Origin of the sequence: Pseudomonas syringae pv. tagetis (genome assembly GCF_022557255.1) — a bacterium.
Classification (GTDB): domain Bacteria; phylum Pseudomonadota; class Gammaproteobacteria; order Pseudomonadales; family Pseudomonadaceae; genus Aquipseudomonas; species Aquipseudomonas caricapapayae.
In genome coordinates, this window is the sequence record NZ_CP092923.1 from 5,961,792 (window position 1) to 5,979,955 (window position 18,164).

Sequence of the window (18,164 nt, forward strand, 5' to 3'; positions counted from 1 at the left end):
CCATCCTTTGCATTTTGGCGTAATAGCGTAAACGACAGGTGTCGATCATTACGCCTTGACGGCAGGCTGAGGTTGATCCCGCAACGCTGCCAGCAATGCCGTGGCGCTGGCGCCACGACAATCAATAACAGTCCGGGCTCCGGCTGCCTGCGCAATGCTGGCAACCCGGGGGCTCGGTACAAACAGTGGCAAACCGGCCAGGTCCGACCATGAATCGCCAGCCAGCTGAAGCAAATGTTCAAAACCCTGCCCACTGCTGACCACCAGCCCGTTCAAGCGTTCCACCGCCACACGTTGCGGCAGGGTTCCAGGCGCATACAGCGGCAGGTAGCGACGATACAGCGGCAGGTAATCAACCCCTACCCCCAGCGTGCGCAATTGCTCGGCCAGCAATTCGCGTCCTTCGTCACCCCGGATGATCAGCACGCGGCTGCCCGGTACGGCAATCGCCTGTTTCAGGCGCGGGAGTCCGAGCAACGCCTCACTGTCATCGCCCTGCTCCGGCCAGCTTGCATCGAGCCCGTAATCGATGAGTATCTGCCCGGTTGCTGAACCCACACTGAACCAGGGCTGCATGGGTGGCTGCGGCCATACTTCATCGATCAGTTCGACGGCCAGCCGCGCGGCAGGTTTGCTGACCACGATGACCGCACAATAATTGAGCAGCTCGAAAATGATCGAACGCTGTGCAGGCGTCAAGGGCAGAGGCTCGGTTTCAAGCAAGGGCAGGCTGCTGCTGAAGATACCGGCCTGGGCCAGCACGTTTGCCAGCGCCGCCGACTCCTCGGCCGGGCGGGTCAGCAACAGGCGCCAGGTGTTCATTCGTTGTTGGCCTCGCCGTATACCGCTTTGAGGATCTCGGCAGCACCCTGAGCCAGCAATGCGTCGGCTACCTGCACACCCAGCGCCTGGGCGGATGTCTGTGGTGCGCGGGCTTCGGCATGCAGCAACAGACTTCCAGATGGATCGCCAACCAGCCCGCGCAGCCAGACATCGTCGCCCTCCAGCACGGCGTAGCAGGCGATAGGCACCTGGCAGCCACCATTGAGGTGCTTGTTCAGCGAACGCTCGGCAATCACACGCACAGCGGTGTCTTCGTGATGCAAAGGCGCAAGCAGTGCATGAATTTCGGCATCGACGCTACGGCATTCGATACCCACAGCACCCTGACCGCCTGCTGGCAGGCTGTCGTCGACGCTGATTGCCGAAGTGATGCGGTCCTCAAAGCCCAGACGAATCAGGCCTGCAGCGGCCAGGATGATCGCGTCGTACTCACCGGCATCCAGCTTGGCCAGACGCGTATTGACGTTACCGCGCAGGAAGCGGATCTGCAGATCGGGACGACGCGCCAACAGTTGTGCCTGACGACGCAAGCTGGAGGTGCCGACGATACTTCCCGCCGGCAATTGGTCCAGGCTGGCAAAGGTATTGGACACAAATGCATCGCGCGGGTCTTCGCGCTCGCAGATGCAGAACAGGCCCAGACCTGGTGGAAAATCCATCGGCACATCTTTCATCGAGTGCACGGCGATGTCGGCGTTGTCTTCCAGAAGGGCTGTTTCCAGCTCCTTGACGAACAGGCCCTTGCCGCCGATTTTCGACAGGGGAGAGTCGAGCAGCTTGTCGCCACGGCTGACCATAGGCACCAGCGTCACGAGCAGACCGGGATGAGCCTGTTCCAGACGGGCCTTGACGTATTCTGCCTGCCAGAGTGCCAGCGCACTTTTGCGAGTGGCGATGCGGATTTCGCGAGAGGACATTGAACAATCCGTACTGAGTGAATGCGACGGATAATAACAGCTCAGTCAGGGCGGCTTCAGTGCTGACTGAAAACTTGCACCAGCCCACTGACGTCGATCAACGAACCGGTCAAGGGTGAAGGAGGCCGGAAACGGTCGCCCGCAGTTGAACCGAAAAACACACAGACCCGCTACCCCTGCCCGTTCCGTGACTCGGCTCTGATGCTCAGGCTCCAGGGTGGGGGGGAGCCCTAGAGCTGCTGCATCATCTTGCGGACACCGGCTACGTGACGGCGACTGACGATCAATGCGTCGCCGTTGAGCCCCCTCAGAAACAACTGGAAATGCCCAAGCGGCGTACGCTGCAACCGCTCTATTCGCTCGCGGGCCACCAGTGCGTTGCGGTGAATGCGCACGAAGCGGTCACCGAATTCGTCTTCCAGCGCCTTGAGTGGCTCGTCCAGCAACACTTCGCCGCCCTCGTGGCGCAGGGTCACGTACTTGTGATCGGCAATGAAGTAGATCACCTGATCCAAGGGGATCAGTTCGATGCCCTTGCGGGTTCGGGCGCTGATATGGCTGCGTGGCCCCGATCCGCTTTCGGCAGCCGGACGAGTCAGCGCCGCCAGTTGCACACGGTTCGGTCGCTCGGCCTTTCTCAGCGCTTCGACAAGGTGCTCGGAGCGTACCGGCTTGACCAGATAGCCGACCGCACTGACCTGAAAGGCTTCCAGGGCGAATTCATCGTGGGCGGTGCAAAACACGACTGCAGGCGGTGCTTCCCGCTCGCACAGCCGAGCGGCAACCTGAAGGCCATCGAGGCCCGGCATGCGGATATCGAGCAGCACCACATCCGGTTTGTGAGTTTCAATCAGCGCCAAGGCTTCTTCACCATTGGCGGCGCTGGGTTCCAGTACTCGATAACCTTCGATCTCATTGACCATGCGGCTCAATCGCTCGCGGGCCAGGGGTTCGTCATCAACGATCAGGACATTCATATAGCTCTGGCTTCCTGCGTGAGTCTCGCACAAGGATAGCGTAGACAGGTGTAGTGACGACCGTCACGGCGCTCCACGCTCAGACTGGCGTGCGGGCCAAAAAGTGCCGCAATACGTGCGCCTATATTCGTCAGAGCCTGCTGAGTACCGTTGGAAGTCTGCCGATTGGCAACTTCTTCATAGGGATTGCTGACGCTCAATATGAACTCTCCCCCTTCATAATTCGCTTCGACCGTTACAACGCCCCCTTCGACCCGCGGAGCAATGCCATAAATCAAAGCGTTTTCAAGTAATGGCTGCAAGGTTAGCTGGGGAATCGGCAAATCATCGGGAATTGCGCTCACCCTCCAGTCCAACTGTAGACGCTCGCCAAGACGATATTGCTCAATCGATAAATATCGTTTTGCCAATGCCAGCTCCTCGCCCCATGTCACCAGGCTGCCAGGCTTGGCCAGACTGGCGCGAAACAGGTCGGAAAGATCCAGTACCGCCTGCTCTGCCTTGATCGGGTTGCTGGCAACCAGACTGGCGATACTGTTGAGGGTATTGAACAGGAAGTGCGGGCGGATTCGCGCCTGCAGCGATTCGATCCTTGCGCGCAGCTCGCCCTGTTGCTGTTTGCGCCACTGACTCTGCAGATAGAAATAGCGCAGCATCAGAGCGGACATGATCAAGGCAATCGTCGAGTAACGCAGGTAGCGTTCAACCATCCCGCTGACCGAAATCCGGCCGGTGAGCTGGCAGACATCCGTGACGGCTGTGCACAACAGTGTCAGGCCCACCACCAACAGACAACTGAGCATGCCGGCCAGTCCGGGTGTCAGGCGCGCCAGCCAGGGCCGCAAACCACACAACAGCGCTGCGGACAGCAGCACGATCCATTGCACGAACAGCGACATCAGCGCCAGACGTACCCAATCGAAACCGCTGCGCATCGGTTCTACCAGAACCAGAACCAGCACCAGCAGCTCCGCCAGTACGACGAGCACCAGCAATGCCTGCGGCAGGCACAGTTCCGGGAGAAAAAAATCTTTGCCGGGTGCAGCCCGGGCATCATGTTTCACAGGTTCGACTCGCATGGCTCCAGTCTCTGCCCTGGCCTCGCCAGCGGCAAGCTGTCCGGGGATAAAAATGCATCAACCCTGTTATCATCGCAATCGCCCTTGTGCCAGGTATCGGGCACGCCACTTTCTGTTAGCAACGAGCGAATCCATGAGCACCGACAAGACCAACCAGTCCTGGGGCGGCCGCTTCAGTGAACCCGTCGACGCGTTTGTCGCGCGTTTCACTGCCTCCGTCAATTTCGATCAACGTCTGTATCGCCACGACATCATGGGCTCCATCGCCCATGCCACGATGCTGGCCAAGGTGGGTGTGCTGACCGACGCCGAGCGTGACACCATCGTTGACGGCCTGAACACCATCCAGGCCGAGATCGAAGCCGGCAATTTCGAGTGGCGCGTCGATCTTGAAGACGTGCACATGAACATTGAAGCACGCCTGACCGACCGCATCGGTATCACCGGCAAGAAACTGCACACCGGCCGCAGCCGCAACGATCAGGTCGCCACCGATATCCGTCTGTGGCTGCGTGACGAAATCGATCTGATCCTGAGCGAAATCACGCGTCTGCAGCAAGGCCTGCTGAGCCAGGCCGAGCGCGAAGCCGAAACCATCATGCCCGGTTTCACGCACTTGCAGACCGCCCAGCCTGTTACATTCGGCCACCATATGCTGGCCTGGTTCGAAATGCTCAGCCGCGACTACGAGCGTCTGGTCGACTGCCGCAAGCGCCTCAACCGCATGCCTCTGGGCAGCGCTGCGCTGGCGGGCACGACCTACCCGATCGACCGCGAGCTGACCTGCAAGCTGCTGGGTTTCGACGTGGTAGGCGGCAACTCGCTGGACGGCGTATCGGATCGCGACTTCGCCATCGAATTCTGCTCGGCCGCGTCTATCGCGATGATGCACCTGTCACGCTTCTCCGAAGAGCTGGTGCTGTGGACCAGTGCACAGTTCCAGTTCATTGATCTGCCGGATCGCTTCTGCACTGGCAGCTCGATCATGCCGCAGAAGAAAAACCCCGATGTTCCGGAACTGGTTCGTGGCAAGAGCGGCCGTGTGTTCGGTGCCTTGATGGGCTTGCTGACCTTGATGAAAGGCCAGCCTCTGGCCTACAACAAGGACAATCAGGAAGACAAGGAGCCGCTGTTCGATGCCGCCGACACCCTGCGTGATTCGTTGCGTGCGTTTGCCGACATGATCCCTGCGATCAAACCAAAACACGCCATCATGCGTGAAGCGGCGCTGCGCGGGTTCTCGACCGCCACCGATCTGGCCGACTATCTGGTGCGTCGTGGTCTGCCGTTCCGTGACTGCCACGAAATCGTCGGTCATGCCGTGAAGTATGGCGTGGACACCGGCAAGGACCTGGCGGAAATGAGCCTGGAAGAGTTGCGTCAGTTCAGCAACCAGATCGAGCAGGATGTGTTCGCCGTGCTGACCCTGGAAGGCTCGGTAAATGCACGTAACCACATCGGCGGCACCGCCCCCGAACAGGTCCGCGCCGCCGTAGTACGCGGTCAGGAGCTGCTGGCCGGGCGCTGAACACTCTTCACCCACGCCGGCCTGGCCCCTGATCATCATTCCCGCGCGCTGCGTGGGAATGCCTTTCTTCCGACCCTGAAAGTGCAGTGCGGCACATATGTGTGACGCAGAGCGTCACGAACTGAATGCCAACTCGGAGCGTTGGCACGATCGTCATCTCAAGGTTCTTATCGTTCCGGTGATTCTCTCAGCCCGTGCCGATTTCCCTCCAGCGTACCCGGCCGCTATCATCGCCGCATCTTGTGAGGGACTTATCCGATGCTCAATGGCCTGTGGCTTGGTTTTTTTGTCGTGGCGACGGTTTCCGCGCTGGTGCAGTGGCTGGTCGGTGGCAACGCTGGCATTTTTGCGGCGATGGTCGAAAGTATCTTCGCCATGGCCAAGCTGTCGGTCGAGGTCATGGTTCTGCTGTTTGGCACACTGACCCTGTGGCTGGGCTTTTTGCGCATTGCGGAGAAGGCGGGCATTGTCGACTGGCTGGCCAAGGTGCTCGGCCCGCTGTTTCTGCGTCTGATGCCGGAAGTGCCGCCCGGCCACCCGGCGTTGGGACTGATCACCCTTAACTTCGCCGCCAATGCGCTGGGGCTCGACAACGCCGCTACGCCTATCGGCTTGAAAGCCATGCGTTCGCTGCAGGAGCTCAACCCGAGCAAGACCGCGGCCAGTAACGCGCAGATTCTGTTTCTGGTGCTCAACGCCTCATCCCTGACGTTGCTGCCGGTGACGATCTTCATGTATCGAGCCCAGCAGGGTGCCCCTGACCCGACCCTGGTGTTTCTGCCGATCCTGCTGGCCACCAGCGTCTCGACCTTTGTCGGCCTGTTATCGGTAGCGTTCATGCAGCGCCTGCGCCTGTGGGATCCGGTGGTGCTCGCCTACCTCATCCCCGGCTCCATGCTGCTGGGCGCTTTCATGGCTTTTCTCGGTACGCTTTCAGCCGCAGCACTGGCGGGACTGTCGTCCATTCTAGGCAACCTCACATTGTTCGGCCTGATCATGATGTTTCTGATCATCGGTTCGCTGCGTAAAGTGCTGGTCTATGAGGCCTTTGTCGAAGGTGCGAAGGAAGGCTTCGACGTCGCCAAGAGCCTGTTACCTTACCTGGTTGCCATGCTCTGCGCAGTGGGCGTGCTGCGCGCATCCGGCGCGCTGGACTTTGGCCTGGAAGGCATTCGGCATCTGGTGCAATGGCTGGGGCTGGATACACGCTTCGTCGATGCGCTGCCGACCGCGATGGTCAAACCCTTCTCCGGCAGCGCCGCCCGGGCCCTGTTGATCGAAACCATGCAGACCCAGGGCGTGGACAGTTTCGCGGCATTGGCCGCCGCAACGATTCAGGGCAGCACTGAAACCACGTTCTATGTGCTGGCGGTGTATTTTGGGGCTGTAGGCATTCAGCGCGCTCGCCATGCTGTGGGTTGCGCGCTGCTGGCCGAGTTCTCCGGCGTGGTGGCGGCGATTTTCGTCTGCTACTGGTTCTTCGGCGCGACCGCTTCCTGAGCCTTATTGCGCCGGAGCCTGGGGCGCCGATTCAGCAGGCGCCGACTCAGTGGGTGCCGACTCAGCGGGCGCACCGCCCTGCTTCGGCTGATCGGCTGGGGGCGATTCAGGTGTGGTCTGTTCGGCCGAGTCGCCGCCCGGTTTGAGCTTGATTATCCGCCCGGTAGGTCGCTTCACTGCCGGTTGATCATCGTCGGTGACGACAAAACGCAGCACGCCGATCATCTGGCCGTCCTCGGTCAACACCCTTACCTGCCAGCGCCCTGTCACGTCCTGCGGGAAGTTCTGCTTGCGTGTCCAGGCGCGATAGCCTTCCTTGCGTCCACCGTGGATGTCCAGCGCGATCCGGTCCATCTCTTCGCCTTCATGCCACCACACATGGTAGATACGTTCATCCAGGCCGCGCGGCGCATTGATGGCGGTGTACGCATACAGACCGCCATTGCGCAGTTGTTTGGCGCTGATCAGCGAAATACTGTCGCCCGGTGTACGGTTCTTGTTATCGAAATCCGGGCTGACTGCCACCTCGGTCAACCAGAGGGTCGCTGGCGGTACCCAGGAGCGCAGCAGCCAGCCTGCCGCGCCGATGGCCAGAATGATGCCGATCACGGCCAGTGCGCTGCGCCAGGTGTTGAGCGGGAAATTCGACATCAGACTGGGCGCCGACAGCAGCATCGCCACGCCCAAGGCCAGTTTGTAACTCTCGGCAGTGGTCAGGTGCAGGATGATCGGCAGCGCGGTCAGCAGTGCCGCGAACAGCGTCAGGGTGTGCAGCGTCATGAACAGCCAGCGCCTGGGTGCCAGCCATTTGTAGTAGAGGGGGTCAATGATCGAAATCAGCCCGGCGGCCCCGAGCACCGCAGTGAATACCGCCTGACCACTGTTCCACGTAGTGGTGATGAAAAAGAACGGCAGCACGAAGAACAGGCTTTCCTGATGGATCATCTGCGTGCCGTAGCGCAGCAAACCCTGCGGAATCTCGCGTCCCAGCGCCTTGTTGAGCAACCCGACCATGGTATTTTCGACCATCAGCCACAGCCAGCTGATCAGCATCACCACCGCGATCCAGGTTGCCAGCCCTGCCTGGCGATCGACCAGAATGAAACTGGCGATACCGGAAACGAAACCAAACGCTGCGATGAGCCCCGGATAGCGCTGCATCAAGTTGAGCACGGGTGTCACGTAGCGGTTGACGTCAAACATTCGGTGGTTCACTCGGTTCTGTTCATACAAAAAAACCGTGCCGCGTCACAGACGCAGCGCGGAGCCCGCACCAGCGGTGCAGTTCGGCGTCGGGATTCTATTTGTTGCGTACACACCAGCGCCACATGGCCAACAACGCGATGAGTCCCAGTACCCCGCCGATCAGCCAATACAGGCCGTCATAGCTGAACAGGGGTTTTTCAATGCGCATGTAGCCCGGTTGGGCAAGCAACTGGCGCATGGCCTGATCGGCCTTTTCCAGCTTCACCGCTTTGATGCGTTTGGCAGGGTCGTCAAAGCGTCCGTTTTCATAATCGTTGAGCGCGCTCCAATAATAGTCCGCCAAGGCACTATTGCCTTGGGTGGCCCACGATTGCCGGTCGATAGCGAGCTGTTGCAGCCGCGCAAACGTCGCAGGCTGCATGCCTTCCTTTTGCAGACGCTCGACCAGACTGCGAATGTCTCGTTCGGCCTCTCCGATATCGTCCCGTTCAACGTCGGCATTCAGGCTCAGGAATCCGACATCGCCGAACACTTCCCGCTCTGCAGAAGGGCCGTAGGACAAACTGTGTTTAAGGCGCAGCTCAGTGTAGAGCGTCCAGTCCAGATAGGCTTTGACCAGGTCCCAGGTTTCGTCGTGCTGGTCGTCAAGCTGCGGCTCAGGATAGATCAGGTGCAGCTTGGCACTCTCACCCAGCCCGCCACGCTCAAGCTCGCGTCGCGGCTCGGCCGAAGCGTTACCTTGCGCCAGCGGCGGGTGATCGATCGGGTCGGTGGGCGCAAGCTTGCCATAGGTGCGCTCCAGATAGGCCGGCAACAGCTTGTCCAGGTCGCCGACCACAATCAGCGTCATGTTGTTGGGCGCATACCAGTTGGCGAACACGTCTTCGATATACGCCAGCTTGATGCCATCCACTTCAGGGCGTTCAGCGCATTTCAGGCCCAGTTCCACTGCCAGTTGGCTGCTGGCGCTGCGCCCGGAGTCGCGTCGGTCAAGCAAGCGCTGCAAGTGCGAGAAGTGTCCGCCATCTTCGCGCTCGACCACGCGTTTGACGCCATCCAGCCGAGCCTGGCTCAGCTCGGTTCTGGTCATGATCTCCAGCAACAGGTCGAGGACCTTGCGCTGGTTCCGCGCCGGTGCCTCGATCACGAAAGTGGTATCGGTGTTGCTGGTGAACGCGTTCCACTCGCCGCCCAGCGCCTGCATGCGCTCTTCCAGACCGCCTTCCCCGCTGTCATCAACCCCGCTGAACAGAAGGTGTTCGAGCAGATGTGGCAGTTCCTTGTCCTGGCAGGGGAAGTCATCGAAACCGATGCCTACCACCAGCCGTATGGCCACGTGACCCTTTTCGTAACCGGGCTTGAGAAGAACTTGCAAACCATTGTGCAGCAGGTAGCCCTCGACCTGAAGGCGGTCAAGGGCAAACGTGGGGAGTGAACCGAGGAGCAGACAAGCGAACAGCAGGCAACGCATAAAACAGCTTTCCTGGCGGGCCGGTATGTTTAACAGACTTCACCTCGGCCCTTACGTTCATAGTGATCGTTCGGGCTCGGCCTCGCTTGCCAGGGCTCCTGTGTCAGCGGTTTCCAGCACCACATAGGCGCTGCTGCAAAACAGCGAGTTCAGGCGCTTCATGTCGGCGATCAGCTCCAGGTGCAGCGAACTGGTCTCGATACTCTGCACGACTTTCTGCCGCAGACGGCTGACGTGCGCATGTGCCAGACGGCGCTCCTGGGCCCTGAAACGCCGCTTTTCACGCAGTAACTGGCGCGCACTTTCCTCGTCGCCGCTGAGGAATACCGAGAGACCCAGGCGCAGGTTTGCCTGCAACTGGATCTGCAGATCGGCGAGTTCCTCAAGGCCCACTTCGGAGAAGGAGCGACGGTGCGAAGTCTTCTGCTGCTGGATCTTGCGCAGCATGCGCTCGATCAGGCCGCTGGCCAGTTCCAGGTTGATGGTCAGTTCGATGATCTCGGCCCAGCGACGGTTATCGTGTTCGCCGAGGTCTTCACGCGGCATTTGCGCCAGGTAAAGCTTGATCGCGCTGTAGAGTGCTTCCACGTCATCGTTGAGACGCCGTACTTCCTGAGTAACGGCGGTCTGCGTGCCGCGCAGCACCGCAAGCATCGAGCCCAGCATGCTTTCGATCAGATCGCCCATGCGCAGCGTTTCGCGCACGGCGTTGGCCAGCGCGAGGCTGGGTGTCGACAGTGCGGTCAGGTCCAGATGGCGAGGTTTGGCCAGACCACCGACTTCGTTCTGCCGGGGCAGCAAGGCCGCGCACAACCGCGCCATCTGGCTGACGGTAGGCACCATGATCAGGCAGCGCAGCGTGTTGTAGATCAAGTGAAAGCCGATCACTAGCTCCTGCGGACGAAAGCCCAGCGTGTCGATCCAGGCAACCAGCGGGTCAAGCACCGGGATGATCAGCAACAGGCCGAACAGCTTGTACAGCAGGCTACCCAACGCAACCTGCCGCCCGGCCACGTTCTGCATGCTGGTACTAAGGAACGCCAGCAGGCCGCTGCCGATGTTGGCACCGATCACCAGGCCGATTGCGACTGGCAAACCGATGACTTCGGTGCCCGCCAGTGTGGCCGTCAGCAACACCGCCGCCAGGCTGGAATAGGAGATCAGCGCAAACATGGCGCCTACCAGTGCATCCAGCAACAGGTCGCCGGTCAATGAGGCAAACAGGACTTTGACCCCTGCCGCCTGGGTAATCGGCGCGGCAGCCGCAACGATCAACTGCAAGGCGAGTACGATCAGGCCCAGGCCAATGCCCACCCGTCCCAACTGGCCTGCACGAGTCTGCTTGCGGGAAAGAAAGAACACCACGCCAAGGAAAATCAGCAGCGGCGACAGCCACGACAGATCGAACGTCAACACGCGGGACATCAAGGCAGTGCCGACATCGGCCCCGAGCATGATCACCAGCGCCGGTGTGAGCGTCATCAGCCCCTGACCCACGAATGATGTCACCAGCATGGCGGTGGCATTGCTGCTCTGCACCATGGCCGTCACCAGAATACCGGCGATGAACGCCAAGGGTCGTTTTGCCATGTTCTGGCTGAGTAAACGACGAAGTTGGGCACCGTAAACGCGAAGGATGCCCGTGCGCACGATATGCGTGCCCCATATCAACAGGGCGACGGCAGATAGCAAATCGAGCAGGGTCAGCATGCTGAAAGCCCCCTGAGGTTTGCCCGTTCAGGCGATGAATTGAAAGATGCAGCGTGTAGCGAGCGGGGATGGGTGTAACGCTCTACTAAGCTTTTAGTCGGCCATCGGCCTTGGCGCCAGCATCGCACAGGGTGGGATTCATTGAAATAAAAGTGTCATAAATCCGCACCGCAAACGCAACACCGGACGCGGAGCGTCCAGAACAGCATGCGAAGCGGAGCGTCGCACGATGGCTGAAAAACTTCGGCACGACAGTGGGGATTACCGTTCCGCACGCTCCAGCGTGGGAATGCCTTTCGTGACGCTCTGCGTCATGGATTTACCCCACACCGCTTATTCACGAGAGGACGCAGAGCGTCCAGAACGGCATACCCACGTGGAGCATGGGTGCGATAGTCGCACCTCTCGTCCTTCATGCTCCAGCGGCCCTCAACGGAACCGGTCAACCTCGTTACGCAGTTCGGTCGCCAGCCCATTGAGCTCTTGGGCAGTGACCGTCAGGTTGGACATCACCTGGCGCTGTTCGCTGTTAGCCATTGCAATGCTTTGCAGATTGCTGCTGAGCATGGTGGCAGTGCTGCTTTGCTCCTGGGTCGCCGTGGTGATGGCGGCGAACTGGTGACCGGCCGAACGGCTTTGTTCGTCGATCTGGGCTAGTGCAGAGGCCACCTTGGCGTTGAGCGACAGACCTTCCTGCATCAGGGTGTTGCCCTGTTGCATCGTGCTGATGGCGTTGCCGGTTTCCTGCTGGATGCTGGCGATCATGCCGGAAATTTCGTCTGTGGCTTCACGTGTACGCGAGGCCAGGCTGCGGACTTCATCAGCCACCACGGCAAAGCCGCGACCTTGCTCACCAGCGCGCGCTGCCTCGATGGCGGCGTTGAGCGCGAGCAGATTGGTCTGGTCGGCAATCGAGGTAATCACCCCGACGATGCTGCCGATTTCCTGCGAGCGCTGGCCCAGCGTGTCGATGACTGTAGCCGTGCTGTTCAGCGAGGTCGCGATCTGTTGCAGCGATGAAGACGCTTCTTCCATCGACGTACGACCGATGCGCGTCTGCTGCGCATTTTCCTGCGCCAGACGCTCGGTATTGCTCATGTTGTCGGCAATGTTCATCGACGTGGCGCTGAACTCCTCGACGGCACCGGCCATGCTGGTGATCTCTCCGGACTGTTGCTCCATGCCCTCGTAGGCACCACCCGACAGGCCGGACAACGCATGGGCGCGGGTACTGACTTCCTGCGCTGCGGTACGTATATGCGACACCATCGATGAGAGCGCTTCGCTCATCTTGTTGAAGCTGCCCGACAGTTGGCCGATCTCGTCGTTGCTGGTCACATTGAGGCGTACGCTCAGGTCGCCCGCACCCAGTGCATCGGCCTGGCGTACCAGTTCGGACAGAGGACGCAGCTTGCTGCGCAGCAGCCAGATCGCGCTGATGACTGCGATCAACATGGCCAGCAGGCTGCCGATGGCCAATTGCGTGCCGACGTTCCAGGTCACTTCACTGATTTCGTCGCGCGGCATGCTGGCAATGACTGTCCAGGGACCACCGGCGAATGGCTGGCCAACGCTGTAGTAGTCGTCATCGCCGTCATTCCAGAACTGTGCCTTGCCCGGTTTGCTGGCCAGATCGGCAACCGACTTGGCGGCACTGTCCAGCGACTTGACGCCCGCCGGCGGCACCAGCCAGGTGCCTTTTTCGTCCAGCAGTGCCAGCGAGCCGGTGGAGCCGATGCGGAAGCTCTTCAGGTTATCGAACTGGGTTTTCTGTGCATCGGTGTAATCGAACCCTACAAACAGCGCCGCAATGATCTTGCCGCTGCTGTCGCGAACCGGGCTGTATTGAGTCATGTAGTAGCGATCAAACAATACTGCTTTGCCAACGTAGCTTTGACCGGCTATCAAACGTTCGTAGGCTGCGCCCTTGCGATCCAGCACGGTGCCGATGGCGCGTGTGCCATCCTGCTTGCTCAGGGAGGTGCTGATACGGATGAAGTCGTCGCCGCTACGCACGAAAATCGTTGCCACGCCTGCGGTCATTGAGCGGAATTCATCGACTTCGGTGAAATCGTTGTTCAGCGCGGTGTCACGCAGAAACAGGCCTGGCGTGGATGTGCCCGCGACCGTGACCGGCTTGTCGGGTTGCAGGCTCAGGCCCGCGGCAAAGCGCTTTTCGAACAGCCCACTCAAACGCTGAGTGCTGTCGCGCAAGGTGCTGTGAAACGTGTTGAGCTGGTCGGCGAGCAATCTGGCTTCGCTCGACATGTGTTCTTCGCGAATCACCAGGTTGGACGCGTCCAGAGACCGCAGCGCGAACAGCGTGCTGCCACTGATGACCACGGCCAGGATCACAGCCAGAGCAATACCGAGTTGCGAAGCAATTCGGGTACGGGGCTTGGACATAGAGACTCCGTGCCGAATGATTGGAGTTGCCGGGTCCGTGGCTTACCATTCAGCTGATAAATTAGTGAGTATGTTGTGCCGCCTGAACAGGCGGTAGTTAAGCAATGCTTCGGCCACCAAGGTCGTTACTTGAGTGCGAAGCGCGACATTAACGAATGATGGCAGTTCAATACTAAACTAATTTTTAATGCAGTACTTCAACTAACGGCAACTCCATAGCGTTGACCTCCGCCTGCAGAAAATCGCTGAGACGCCGCAACCGCTCTACGCCGGGCCTTGTACGCGGCCAGACCAGATAGTAGTTCTCACCGCTGAATACTGCCGTTCGCCACGGCAGGCTCAGGCGGGACTGTGCCACGTCTTCGGCGACCATCAGCAGATCGCCCATCGACACCCCGTAACCGCGTGCCGCTGCGATCATTCCCAGTTCAAGCGTATCGAACACTTGCCCGCCCTTGAGCGACACCTTGTCTGCCAGCCCCATTCGGTTCAGCCAGGAGCGCCAGTCACGTCGATCGGGGGTGGGATGCAGTAGTTCAGCTTTCGCCAGCCGTTCGACGTCCCAGGGCGGGTCCTGTAACAGCGTTGGCGCACCCACCGGAATCAACAACTCGGGGAACAGCAAAGTGGCCTCCCAATCCGACGGGAAGTGCCCGTGGCTGAGCAGAATCGCGCAGTCGAAAGGCTCCCGGGTAAAGTCCACCGCATCGATATCCATCCACGCGCTGGTCAGTTGCACTTCGTTGCCCACTTGCAGGTGACGGAAGCGACTGAGCCGCGCCAGCAACCAGCGCATGGTCAGTGTCGAGGGAGCTTTCATGCGCAGAATGCCCTCGTCGGTCTGCAAGGTGCTGCAGGCTCGCTCCAGCGCCAGAAACCCATCGCGTACGCCGGGCAGTAGCGCTCGCGCCGATTCGGTCAACTGCAGGTTACGTCCGTTGCGCTGAAACAAACGACAGGCAAAGTGCTCTTCGAGCGTGCGTATGTGACGGCTTACTGCGCTCTGGGTGATCGAAAGTTCTTCGGCCGCCCGCGTGAAAGAGGTATGCCGTGCCGCAGCTTCAAATGCCCTTAGTGCATAGAGAGGAGGGAGACTGCGAGGCATGGGGAGCTTCCTGCGAGCAAAGAGTCGCTACTGTACTGCAAATTGCTTCGGATGAGTTTTAGTCATGCTGAGCATCGCATTTATCGTTTTGTGTTTAGCCGTGGACCTGCCCAGAATACGCTGCTCAATCGTTCCCTCGCCGTAGAGCACCGCCACCATGCAACAGCCCGCCTTCAAAGAACTCTGGATCATCCTGCGCCTGGCCGGGCCGCTGATTGCGTCGCAAATGGCGCACATGCTGATGGTGTTCACCGACACGGTGATGATGGGCAAGATCGGCCCCGAAGCGTTGGCGGGTGGCGGCCTGGGAGCCGCCACGTACAGTTTCGTCTCGTTCTTTTGCGTGGGTGTGATGGCTGCAGTCGGCACGCTGGTCTCGATCCGCCACGGCGCGGGCGATACCGAAGGAGCGACCCGGCTGACCCAGGCCGGTCTCTGGCTGGCATGGGGCATGGCGCTGATCGCCGCACTGTTGCTGTGGAACCTTGAGCCGATCCTGTTGCAGTTCGGCCAGGCTGAAGCCAACGTGCATATGGCTGGTCAATTTCTGATCACCCTGCCCTTTGCCCTCCCCGGCCTGCTCAGCTTCATGGCATTGCGTGGCTTTACCAGTGCACTCGGGCGTGCCGGGCCGGTCATGACCATCAGTCTGGCCGGTGCAGCAGCAAACTTCGTGCTCAATTACGCGATGATCCACCAATGGCTCGGGTTGCCCAATCTGGGGTTGATGGGGATCGGGTTGGTCACCGCCATCGTGACCAACTGCATGGCGTTGGCCCTGGCGCTGTACATCAGACACCATCCGGCCTATGCGGCATACCCGATCAGCACCGGGCTTTCGAAGCTGTCGCGCAGCCACCTGAAAGAGTTATGGCGTCTGGGATTGCCGATTGGCGGGACCTACGCAGTGGAAGTCGGTCTTTTCACCTTCGCAGCGTTCTGCATGGGCGCGATGGGCAGCACGCAAATGGCAGCGCACCAGATTGCCCTGCAGACCGTGTCCATGGCGTTCATGATTCCAGTGGGCATGTCCTACGCGGTCACCATGCGTATCGGCCAGCATTACGGTGCGGGCAACCTGGTCATGGTGCGCATGGCCGGCCGTCTGGGTATCGGTTTTGGCGGCTGCGTGATGCTGATGTTCGGCATGCTGTTCTGGCTGGCACCGCATCTGGTCATCGGCCTGTTTCTGGATATCAATGACCCGGCGTTTGCCGAGATTGTCGTGCTGGCGGCAAAACTGCTGGCCATTGCGGCCTTGTTCGAGTTTTTCGACGGTACTCAGACCATCGCGATGGGCGCGATTCGCGGGCTCAAGGACGCACGCACCACGTTCCTGATCGGTCTGGGCTGTTACTGGCTGATCGCCGCGCCTGCCGCGTGGCTGCTCGGCTTCTTTACCGATGCTGGCGCTTCAGGCGTCTGGTGGGGCCTGGCGCTGGGCCTGTTCTGCTCGGCAGTGGCCCTGACGTATGCGTTTGAATGGAAGACGGCTCGCCTGTTGCGTCAGGACACAGCCGGGGTGGCGGTGCCGGGCTGATCCGGCTCGCCGTCATCCAGAGTGTGATACGTGCGCATGAGCGGCTTCCGAGCGCAGGTAACTCACCAGATCCTCCATCGGCAGCGGCCTGCTGATCAGATAGCCCTGCACTTGGTTGCAGCCGAAACCGCGCAGCAGTTCCAGTTGCCCGGTGGTTTCCACCCCCTCGGCGACCACTTCCAGGTTCAGGTTGTGAGCCAGATTAATCATGGCGTTGACCAGCTTGCAGTTCTCTTCGCGTAATTCCATCTGTTCGACGAAGCCCATGTCGATCTTGAGCAGCGCGATGGGCAGGCTGTTGAGGTGAATGAACGACGAATAGCCCGTACCGAAATCATCCAGCGAAAAGCGCACACCCAGCTGTCGCAATGCGTCCATGGTCTGTCTGACCTGATCGCTGCGTCGCATCACGGCGGTTTCGGTCAGTTCGAACTCCAGCCAGTGCGCATCGACCTTGTGCTCCTCGATCAGGCGGCTCAGGGTCGGTAGCAACTGGCTGTCCTGAAATTGCCGGAATGACAGGTTGATTGCCATGTGCAGTGGCGCAAAGCCTTGCTCGCGCATGGCCTGCATGTCACGCAGTGCACGGAAGATGACCCAGTAGCCGAGCGGCACGATCAGGCCACTTTGCTCGGCCAGTGGTACGAATTCACCGGGCGGCAGCAGCCCGCGCTCCTGATGGCGCCAGCGCACCAGCGCTTCCAGGCCGACAATACGACCGGTGTCCAGGCACAGTCGCGGCTGGTAATGCAGCTCCAGCTCATCGCGTCGCAAGGCTCGCCGCAATTCACCTTCCAGATCGGCAAGGCTGCGGGCGTTGCGGTTGATGCGCTCGTCAAACAGATGATAGGTGCAGCCCTGCATGCTCTTGGCCTGACGCATGGCGATGTGGGCGTGCCACATCAGCGGGTCGGCTTCGGGCCGGGCTTGTGAGTGAGCGATGCCCAGGCTGCAGCCCAGCAGCAGGCTTTCGCCATCGACCCAATAGGGTTCGGACAGAACATCGGTAATCCGCTCGGCCAGTTGCAGGGCGCGTGCGGGTGTCGCACGGGTGTCGATCAACAGGGCAAACTCGTCGCCGCCAAGGCGTGCGATCTGATCACCCGCTTCGAGCTGGTTTGTCAGGCGCGCCACCACTTGCAGGATAAGGCGATCACCGGCCTGATGCCCCAGCGAATCGTTGGCGCGGCGGAAGTTGTCCAGGTCCAGATGCCCCAGCGCCAGACTGCCGCCTTCGGCCAGACGCGCCGTCAACAAGGCCTGAAAACCCTGGCGGTTGGCGATGCCGGTTAACGGATCCTGGCCTACGAGACGCCGCAGGCTGTCTTCCAGGCGACAGCGCTCGTGGACGTAGCGCAGGCAGCGCCGAAGCGCGTCGCCGGTCAACGCATCACGCACCAGCCAGTCGCTGACGCCGGTCGGTCCGACCAGCGGCTCCTTTTCAAGGAGCACCACGGTAGGCAACAGGCAGGTTCCGGTTCTGGGCTGCAAATCCGGCGTCGTCAACAGCACGGTATTGCGCTCGCTACCGTACCTGGCACTGAAAACGTCCCAGTTTGCGCCATTCACAAGGATTACGTTGCTGCCCGGCGTGGTGAGGCAACCGCACAGCAGCGCATGCCAGAAAGGTTCGTGCGCCAATAACAGCAATCGCAGGGGTTCGACAGGTGTAGGCAATCTAACTTCCTAAGTGCAAAGGAAAAACCGGTGGCCGCACTCCCGCAGGAGCGTGACAAATACACGTATCGTCGCGTCGCGGCGCAAATGTAACAAAAACAGAAGAATTAGATAGCAGTCACTGTCTGACTACGATGACCGCTGCACAAACCCGTGGGCCTGTTAAAATGCCCGACCTTTTTTGCAGACGACTCTTCATACCGCC

At 60.3% G+C, this 18,164-nt stretch carries 13 protein-coding genes; 3 read left to right on the forward strand and 10 right to left on the reverse strand.

The window, feature by feature from the left end; translation table 11 throughout:
* Window positions 1-48: 48 nt before the first annotated feature.
* The 4 genes from MME58_RS26725 to MME58_RS26740 all read right to left on the reverse strand — a co-directional run bounded on the left by MME58_RS26725 (window position 49) and on the right by MME58_RS26740 (window position 3,816).
* Complete coding sequence (locus tag MME58_RS26725; protein ID WP_055006058.1) at window positions 49-822, reverse strand: uroporphyrinogen-III synthase; 774 nt, start codon at window positions 820-822, stop codon at window positions 49-51.
* Window positions 819-1,760: a hydroxymethylbilane synthase gene (gene hemC, locus MME58_RS26730; RefSeq protein ID WP_054988206.1), complete on the reverse strand. Its 942-nt coding sequence runs from the start codon at window positions 1,758-1,760 to the stop codon at window positions 819-821. Before hemC ends, MME58_RS26725 begins: the two co-directional genes overlap by 4 nt.
* A 230-nt stretch (window positions 1,761-1,990) precedes the next feature.
* A complete protein-coding gene (locus tag MME58_RS26735; protein ID WP_054988205.1) occupies window positions 1,991-2,737 on the reverse strand; it encodes a LytR/AlgR family response regulator transcription factor in 747 nt (248 codons plus the stop codon).
* On the reverse strand, window positions 2,734-3,816 hold the full coding sequence (locus MME58_RS26740) for a sensor histidine kinase (RefSeq protein ID WP_054988204.1): 1,083 nt from the start codon (window positions 3,814-3,816) through the stop codon (window positions 2,734-2,736). Before MME58_RS26740 ends, MME58_RS26735 begins: the two co-directional genes overlap by 4 nt.
* A 133-nt stretch (window positions 3,817-3,949) precedes the next feature.
* On the opposite strand from MME58_RS26740, the gene argH reads away from it, so the two are divergent.
* Complete coding sequence (argH, locus tag MME58_RS26745; RefSeq protein WP_054988203.1) at window positions 3,950-5,344, forward strand: argininosuccinate lyase; 1,395 nt, start codon at window positions 3,950-3,952, stop codon at window positions 5,342-5,344.
* A 258-nt stretch (window positions 5,345-5,602) separates the two neighbouring features.
* Complete coding sequence (locus MME58_RS26750) at window positions 5,603-6,844, forward strand: nucleoside recognition domain-containing protein (protein ID WP_055006057.1); 1,242 nt, start codon at window positions 5,603-5,605, stop codon at window positions 6,842-6,844.
* 3 nt (window positions 6,845-6,847) lie between these two features.
* On the opposite strand, the gene MME58_RS26755 is transcribed toward MME58_RS26750, so the two are convergent.
* The 5 genes from MME58_RS26755 to MME58_RS26775 form a co-directional block, all read right to left on the reverse strand.
* Window positions 6,848-8,047, reverse strand: coding sequence for a DUF5924 family protein (locus MME58_RS26755; protein WP_055006056.1), 1,200 nt, complete (start codon window positions 8,045-8,047; stop codon window positions 6,848-6,850).
* Between the two features lie 97 nt (window positions 8,048-8,144).
* Entirely contained in the window at window positions 8,145-9,521 is a 1,377-nt protein-coding gene (locus MME58_RS26760) for a M16 family metallopeptidase (RefSeq protein ID WP_055006055.1), read from the reverse strand.
* Window positions 9,522-9,578: 57 nt separating this feature from the next.
* Window positions 9,579-11,231 (reverse strand): Na/Pi cotransporter family protein, encoded by a 1,653-nt coding sequence (locus tag MME58_RS26765; RefSeq protein WP_055006054.1) that lies wholly within the window; start codon window positions 11,229-11,231, stop codon window positions 9,579-9,581.
* A 429-nt stretch (window positions 11,232-11,660) separates the two neighbouring features.
* Entirely contained in the window at window positions 11,661-13,637 is a 1,977-nt protein-coding gene (locus MME58_RS28020; protein WP_054985019.1) for a methyl-accepting chemotaxis protein, read from the reverse strand.
* 184 nt (window positions 13,638-13,821) lie between these two features.
* On the reverse strand, window positions 13,822-14,742 hold the full coding sequence (locus tag MME58_RS26775) for a LysR substrate-binding domain-containing protein (RefSeq protein WP_055006053.1): 921 nt from the start codon (window positions 14,740-14,742) through the stop codon (window positions 13,822-13,824).
* 157 nt (window positions 14,743-14,899) lie between these two features.
* Between MME58_RS26775 and MME58_RS26780 the strand changes: the two genes are divergently transcribed.
* Window positions 14,900-16,282 (forward strand): NorM family multidrug efflux MATE transporter, encoded by a 1,383-nt coding sequence (locus MME58_RS26780; protein ID WP_055006052.1) that lies wholly within the window; start codon window positions 14,900-14,902, stop codon window positions 16,280-16,282.
* Between the two features lie 12 nt (window positions 16,283-16,294).
* Here MME58_RS26780 and MME58_RS26785 read toward each other — a convergent pair whose 3' ends face one another.
* Window positions 16,295-17,959 (reverse strand): putative bifunctional diguanylate cyclase/phosphodiesterase, encoded by a 1,665-nt coding sequence (locus MME58_RS26785; RefSeq protein ID WP_055006051.1) that lies wholly within the window; start codon window positions 17,957-17,959, stop codon window positions 16,295-16,297.
* Window positions 17,960-18,164: the final 205 nt, after the last annotated feature.